Genomic DNA, 7,203 nt, shown 5'->3' with positions numbered 1-7,203 from the left:
GAGATTCATGCACGTGTGGCAGTATTAAATAAATTTATGGAATTAGGCCGAGCTCATACCCAAGTTGTCACTTAAATTTGAGTCGCTTAGGGTAGTTCTATTTTTTAAATCTTTGTGCAACAAAGCCGTTCTGAACATCCTCAATATCTAGAAATAACTGCTGAGTCAAGCACTCATATCGTACTGTTCGATTAAAACGTTCAACATAAGTATTTTGCTGTGGATTGCCTGGTTGACTAAATACATGCTTAATGGTTCTCTGAATAGCCACCAAAATTCTAGACACATATAACCATCTTTTGATGGGCCTTTTCATAATCTAATGGAGAACGCTGACCATTGGAACCATGTCTGCGTTTTGAATTGTAGAACATCTCAATATATTCAAAGATATCCGACCTGGCTTCAGTTCTTGATGAATATATTTTCCTCTTGATTCTCTCTCGTTTTAACAACTGAAAGAAACTCTCGGCAACAGCATTATCATGGCATGAGCAGTATACTGCGCAAGTCGTCGACTCATACTGCTTTCAAGATTATGATGCTTGAGAAATGTCTGCCATTCATGGCTGGTGTATTGGCTACCTTGGTCAGAATGGATCAGCACCTTATTCTTTGGATTCCTTCGCCACAAAGCCATTAGTAATGCATCTAAAACCAGGTCTGTCGTGATTCTTGATTTCATCGACCATCCAACAACAAGACGAGAAAATAGGTCAATTACAACTGCAAGATACAGCCATCCCTCATGAGTACGAATATAAGTAATATCAGTGACCCACAGTTGGTTGGGATGAGTTGGGTTAAACTGTCGATCTAAAGTATTTGCGGCAATAACAGATGGAGTACCTACATGAGCTCTAGGTTTACGATAGCCACGCTGTGATTTCAGTCCATCTGCTTTCATCAGCCGATGTACTCGATTAATCCCACAGCTTTCACCAAAATCCTTCAGATCAAAGTGAATCTTGCGATAGCCGTAGACTCCGCCAGATTCTAGCCAAAACTGTTTAATCAGTCCTGAAAGCTGTTGCCTTTTCTGGGCTGACTTGCTGATAGGCTGCTTTAGCCATGCATAATAACCACTATGATGAACATCTAGAGTTGAACATAAACGACGAACAGGCCATATATGCTGGTTGTCCTGAATAAAGGCGTACCTCATTTGGACTGGCTTGCGAAGCGGCGTGAAAGCAGTGCTTTCACTTTAAGATGTCCCTTTCTTCGATGACCCTTTGCAGCTCTTTTTTTAATTTTGCTAATTCTGCACTTGGATCATTAGATTCTGTTGTCTTAGGTTGCTGTGGATCATAACGTTTAATCCAAGCATACAGACTATGAGTGGTAGTTCCTAAACGTGTAGCAACCTCGGCCACACTATGGCCTTTCTCGGTAACTTGCTTTACTGCTTCAATTTTGAATTCTTCAGGGTATCGTTTACTGCTCATAAGCACCTCGTTAATTAGCCATTTTATCTAACTAAAAGGTGTCTACAAAATCGGTGGCTATTCAGCTCCTATACATAGGCAGGAATAAATATGCAACTTAGTATATTTGCAACAATAGTATTGGAAAGATTCATGTAATAATGCTTAAAACTCTCTAATTAGTTAGGGAGGCATTGGAATTGGAGAAAAAAGTAAAGTGCCCACTAGCAAATGTGGTTATTGGAGGAATTATCTTATCAACCCTTCTTATGTTGGTTTTATTACCAATATTGTCCCGGTGGATAAATGAAAAGAAAGCTTCTTGACCAATTATAGTAAGCAATTTTTAGCAGAAATATTGAGGCTTACTCAAGTCTCTCAGCTAATCGTAAATAGAATAAGGAAACTATTGTATGTCAGAAGATCATTCTCAGAGCCACGCGGCTGTTACTGAAGAGAATAGTAAGAAGTTAATATTTACTGTAGGTTTGACCACTACGTTTTAATCGTAGAAATTATAACCGTTTTTATTACTCAAAGTTTAACTTTTGTGATTATCTAAAAACACATAGCGGTCGAATGGCCATATTAACTGACTTAAAATCAGTCGCATACTTTAATGTAGCGGTTCTGATAGCACAAAAGTTTGCAGCATGAAAACGGAACCGGCATAATTGATTTATAGTGAACCCATACACTAAGCATAATGATTTAGAGGACGATAATCCCAATGAAAAAATTCCTTTTAGGAGCTGTTGCCGCATCTGTTTTGGCCTTTTCAGGCAATGCTATGGCCAATTTTGTGGCAGGTCAGGACTATCAGGTGGTCGCAAAACCAGTCAAAGTCGAAAAACCGGGCAAAATTGAGGTACGTGAATTCTTCTGGTATGGCTGTGGTCACTGTTTCACGTTGGAACCGCATATGCAGGACTGGTTGAAAAAATTACCCAAAGATATCCGTTTTGTACGTACACCTGCTGCAATGAACCCGCTTTGGGAACAGGCTGCACGTGCTTATTATGTTTCAGAAGCCCTGGGTGTGCGTCAAAAAGCACATTTACAGTTATTCCATGATATTCATGACAAGCAGCGTCCAATTTTAGAACAGGCACAATTGGCCAAGTTCTATACCCGTTATGGTATTTCTGAAGAGAAATTTAACACGACTTATAAATCATTCCCGATTTCGTCAAAAATTGCTCAGGCAAAAAATTTGACTGCTCAATATCAGTTAAGCGGTGTACCAGCGGTGACCGTGAATGGTAAATATATTGTGCAGGGCAATGATGCCAAAGTAATTCAGGTGGTGAATTACCTGATTGAAAAAGAGCGTAAAGCCAAATAAGACGCGATTGATTATCTCTAAAAAAAACCTGCATCGAATCTGCAGGTTTTTTTATTTAAACTGGAGGAATGGTTATTTACGTCCTGACTGCCGGATCTGGTGTTTCTATCGGCGGGCGATACCAGTGTAAAATTCCTCGGAATAAGAGCTGCATCTGCAACACGCTTTGCGCTTTAAAGTCATGGGATTGAATATGAATCGTGGATGGCTTTGTTGCACAAACCTATCTGTAAAGGGTTTTTCAGCGATATAATTTTCAAATGAAGAAGCCTGCACACAAAATCTACCGCACAACCAATTGGCCCGCATATAACCGAGCACTCATGAGTCGCGGAAATATTGCCATTTGGTTTGATCCTGCTACGCAATGGTATGCTCCGTCCATCGGTAAACAAGGGCGAAATCAAACCTACTCCGACGCAGTCATCCAATGCTGCTTAATGATTAAATCCTTATTCCGTCTGTCTTTACGTATGGTCACTGGCTGGCACTGTTGCAAATAGTGATTTGAGTCGATGAAGTTCCCTTTAAAAAGTGCTTAGAGACCGAAAACCCTGTTGATTAGACACACTTCACCCTGAGGCTGACCATAATAAAATGACGATGCTTGTCCTTTACGTAGTGCACGCATGACTTCAATACCTTTAATTGTGGCATAAGCAGTCTTCATAGATTTGAATCCTAATGTGGCCCTGATGATTCGCTTTAACTTACCATGATCACATTCAATGACATTATTTTTATACTTAATCTGCCTGTGCTCAATATCTACTGGACATTTTCCTTCTCGCTTTAACCGTGATAAAGCATGGCCATAGGTCGCTGCTTTATCTGTATTGATGACCCGTGGAATTTGCCATTTTTTCACCGTATTGAAGATCTTTCCTAGAAAACTATAGGCTGATTTACTGTTCCGTCTAGCGGAAAGGTAAAAGTCAATCGTATGACCACGTTGATCAACTGCACGATACAGGTAAGTCCATCGCCCCTTCACTTTGATATAAGTCTCATCCATATGCCATGAATGTAAATCTGTAGGATTACGCCAATACCAGCGTAACCGTTTTTCCATTTCTGGAGCATAACGCTGAACCCAACGATAAATTGTACTGTGATCCACATTTATGCCTCGTTCAGCGAGCATTTCTTGAAGTTCACGATAGCTGATGCCATATTTACAATACCAACGAACAGCCCAAAGAATGATTTCACCTTGAAAGTGCCGACCGTGGAAGGGATTCATCTGCTGTATCTCGAAATAAATAAGATATTTAGCTTATCATGTCAGCCTATTTGCAACAGTGCCCCCTCGACCAGGTTATATTTAAAACAGCTATGCAATGCCTACATTAATGGCAAAGCCAGCTAAGGTTAAAAACAAAAATAAACAGCCTGCTAATAACAGTGGTTTTATTCCCGCTTGGCGAATAGCGCCAACATGTGTACGCAGCCCAAGTGCGACCATGGCAATGGTAAGTAGTATATTATCAAACCATATAATAGCGTTTGTAGTTCCTTGCGGAATAACCGATAACGAATGCACGCCACTTGCCACTATAAATAACACTGCAAACCAAGGGATTGAAATACCCGCTTTTTGCTCGCCGCCATGTGCGTTTATGTTTGCATGCTTTTTACTTTGCCAAAACGATAAGCCTACTAAAAATGGCGCAAGCATCATTACGCGTAGCATTTTTTCTATCACGGCGGTGTCAGCCGCATTGGCACTTACCGTAGTCCCTGCTGCTACCACTTGCGCAACTTCATGAATGGTTGAACCAACAAAAATACCGTACGCATGCTCACTCACACCCATATATTCAAACATAATTGGGTAGGCAAACATACTTAACGTGCCAAACACCACAACCGTTGCCACCGCTACAGATACTTTATGCGCTTGTGCTTTTATTACTGGCTCTGTTGCCATTACCGCTGCGGCGCCACAAATAGAGCTACCCGCACCTATTAGTATGGTTGTTTGTTCATCAAGCTTAAAAACGCGCTTACCTAGCTGTACTGCTAATATAAACGTACCAAGCAGCATTACCACATCGGTTAATAGGCCATGCCAGCCTACACCCGCTACTTGTGCAAAAGTAATCCTAAACCCAAATAAAATAATGCCCGCTTTGAGTAATATACTTTTAGCGTAATCAACGCCTACATCTGTACGCGTAGCAATGCGCGCAAACACACTGTTACCCACAATAATGCCAAGCACAATACCAATTGTTAAGGAGCTAAATTGCGCACTTTGCATTATAGGTAACTTACTTAATGCAACAGATGCCCCCGCTAACACAACCACCAGCAGCATACCTAACCACCAGCGCGTATCGCCGTATTGCTTAGTCAAAGGCTGAAAACTACTTTTAATAGCGCTAAGCATAATATTCCCTCACTTAAACCAAGTTGATGTGTTGACTTAATTGTAAGAAAGCTCAAAATATAACTCCAATATATTAAAATCATGATTTGATAACTTAAAGTTATACAATTTAGAGTTATGCAATTTAAGGTTGTTCAATGAACTTACATTCACTTAGGGTGTTTTATACAGTGGCTAAATTGGGTAGTTTTTCAGGCGCAGCCGAAGCGCTTTTTATAAGCCAGCCCGCTGTTTCTAAAGCGCTAAAAGAGCTAGAGCATCAGTTAAACATTCAACTTATTGAACGTGCATCTAAGGGTAGAAAGCTCACCCTAAGCGAGGGCGGCCAAGCTTTGTATGATCACGCCCGCAGTATTTTTGCTATCGAAAAAGCCGCCATTGAAGATATTAAATCGCGAACAGGGCTTAAGCGCGGTACATTAGTTATAGGCACCAGCACCACCATTGCCAGTTATTGGCTACCGCCTTATTTAGCCAAATTTTGTGCGCAGTACCCGCATATAAAAGTAGAAGTACAAGTGGCTAATACCGCGCAAATTGAGCATGCCTTACTTGAATGCACTATCGATTTAGCACTGGTTGAAGGCACACCTACCGAGCCGCACATTATTAGTAAGCACTGGCAAAGTGATTTAATGAGTGTGGTTATACCGAGCAACTTTAAGCCCACTAAAGACTTAAAAGCATGGTTAAACGAGCAGTTTTGGTTATTACGCGAGCCAGGCTCTGGCACGTTAGAAATGTCTGTAAAGTTATTAGCAGAGCATGGCGTACAAGCAGAGCAAAGTATGCAATTAGGCAGCAACGAAGCTATAGCAAGAGCTGTTGCTCAAGGTATGGGGGTCGCTTTATTGCCAAACGTAGTCACAGAAGATTTAGTGCAGTTAGGCAAATTAGCGCGCCTGAGCCAAAAAAATAACGAGCAACTCTCTCGGCCGCTATACCAACTGCATTATAAAGACAGACCGTCTTCGCATGTTGCACAAGCATTTGAAAAAAGCCTGTTTAGTGAATAGAGGTTATGTGAGTAAAATTAGAATTGAGCTGTAAGTCGTGTATATATAAGAAGCTGAAGGTCGAAGCATTATTGTTTGTTCTGCTTTGACTACAAATGCTTCTTAGCATATGAGCTCAGTGCTCTGCTTGACTCATATAAATCGAGGGCAATTTGAAACCAATGTGTCCAATGAATATTGTTACTCTTTTTGAGCAAGGAGATCATTTCTTTAAGCGTATCTGAGTAAAAACCTTAGATTACTCATAAATCATAATGCAAAAGCTGGTGCAAACTGTTAAGCGCTGGCTGATTTTTTATGTTTTTTTGAATCTTATTTTTTCCCATAAAGCCCTCAGATTAATACCGATTCCCATAAAATTTGGTTTCAATTCTACTATTTTTTCTTCACTTTTCGGTTCTTTGGAATTAACTCCAGCCTCATTACCTTTGGCTTTAAAACCTTCAACATTTTTGACTTTAGCTAAGGTTTCTTTTGAGGTCTTATTGTTCTTTAAATCAACATCTTTTGAATCTTCTATATCGAACATTGGCATATCCTATCCTTTGCTATTCAAGTACCCTATATACCATCTAACTATTTGTGCAATAGCTGAAAGACGGAACGATGTATTTGCTTGACTAACATCATCTGTACGGTTGGAGGCTTTTAATCCTCTGACCTGCCTTGCCTTTACCCCCGTATTAACATTTAAAAATTTTGCGCCAGTAATTGGCTTTGTTGCACAAACCTATCTGTAAAGGGTTTTTCAGCGATATAATTTTCAAATGAAGAAGCCTACACACAAAATCTACCGCACAACCAATTGGCCCGCATATAACCGAGCACTCATGAGTCGCGGAAATATTGCCATTTGGTTTGATCCTGCTACGCAATGGTATGCGCCATCAAAAGGCAAACAAGGGCGAAATCAAACCTACTCCGACGCAGCCATCCAATGCTGCTTAATGATTAAATCCTTATTCCGTCTGTCTTTACGTATGGTCACTGGCTTTGTGCAAAGTCTGATTAAACTTTGCGGAT

6 protein-coding genes and 5 pseudogenes are annotated in these 7,203 nt (G+C 40.5%); 5 read left to right on the top strand and 6 right to left on the bottom strand.

Annotated elements, in window-relative coordinates; all coding sequences use genetic code 11:
• Positions 1-127: 127 nt before the first annotated feature.
• Positions 128-262, bottom strand: a pseudogene (locus E2B99_RS10205) (integrase core domain-containing protein); the annotation flags it as partial.
• 16 nt (positions 263-278) lie between these two features.
• A pseudogene (locus tag E2B99_RS10200) lies at positions 279-1,448 on the bottom strand (IS3 family transposase).
• 392 nt (positions 1,449-1,840) lie between these two features.
• Between E2B99_RS10200 and E2B99_RS15045 the strand changes: the two are divergent.
• Positions 1,841-1,980 (top strand): annotated as a pseudogene (locus tag E2B99_RS15045) (cation diffusion facilitator family transporter); the annotation flags it as partial.
• A gap of 177 nt (positions 1,981-2,157) precedes the next feature.
• Complete coding sequence (locus tag E2B99_RS10195; RefSeq protein ID WP_004281881.1) at positions 2,158-2,772, top strand: thiol:disulfide interchange protein DsbA/DsbL; 615 nt, start codon at positions 2,158-2,160, stop codon at positions 2,770-2,772.
• 76 nt (positions 2,773-2,848) lie between these two features.
• Here the strand turns inward: E2B99_RS10195 and E2B99_RS15040 are convergent.
• A pseudogene (locus E2B99_RS15040) lies at positions 2,849-2,962 on the bottom strand (TetR family transcriptional regulator); the annotation flags it as partial.
• A gap of 70 nt (positions 2,963-3,032) precedes the next feature.
• Between E2B99_RS15040 and E2B99_RS10185 the strand changes: the two are divergent.
• A pseudogene (locus E2B99_RS10185) lies at positions 3,033-3,260 on the top strand (transposase); the annotation flags it as partial.
• Positions 3,261-3,310: 50 nt separating this feature from the next.
• Here the strand turns inward: E2B99_RS10185 and E2B99_RS10180 are convergent.
• Together E2B99_RS10180 and E2B99_RS10175 are read right to left on the bottom strand one after the other, a co-directional pair.
• Complete coding sequence (locus E2B99_RS10180; protein ID WP_001067783.1) at positions 3,311-4,015, bottom strand: IS6-like element IS1008 family transposase; 705 nt, start codon at positions 4,013-4,015, stop codon at positions 3,311-3,313.
• A 90-nt stretch (positions 4,016-4,105) separates the two neighbouring features.
• On the bottom strand, positions 4,106-5,164 hold the full coding sequence (locus E2B99_RS10175; protein ID WP_134244851.1) for a YeiH family protein: 1,059 nt from the start codon (positions 5,162-5,164) through the stop codon (positions 4,106-4,108).
• 137 nt (positions 5,165-5,301) lie between these two features.
• Here E2B99_RS10175 and E2B99_RS10170 point away from each other — a divergent pair, with 137 nt between their 5' ends.
• Positions 5,302-6,180, top strand: coding sequence for a LysR family transcriptional regulator (locus E2B99_RS10170; protein ID WP_121595086.1), 879 nt, complete (start codon positions 5,302-5,304; stop codon positions 6,178-6,180).
• 295 nt (positions 6,181-6,475) lie between these two features.
• Here E2B99_RS10170 and E2B99_RS10165 read toward each other — a convergent pair whose 3' ends face one another.
• Positions 6,476-6,715, bottom strand: coding sequence for a hypothetical protein (locus tag E2B99_RS10165; RefSeq protein WP_016165165.1), 240 nt, complete (start codon positions 6,713-6,715; stop codon positions 6,476-6,478).
• A 232-nt stretch (positions 6,716-6,947) separates the two neighbouring features.
• Between E2B99_RS10165 and E2B99_RS10160 the strand changes: the two genes are divergently transcribed.
• On the top strand, positions 6,948-7,203 hold a 256-nt coding region (locus tag E2B99_RS10160; RefSeq protein WP_171066339.1), incomplete at its 3' end, for a transposase.

Source organism: Alkanindiges illinoisensis, from assembly GCF_004377485.1.
Classification (GTDB): domain Bacteria; phylum Pseudomonadota; class Gammaproteobacteria; order Pseudomonadales; family Moraxellaceae; genus Alkanindiges; species Alkanindiges illinoisensis_A.
This window is presented reverse-complemented; position numbering and strand designations above follow the sequence as displayed.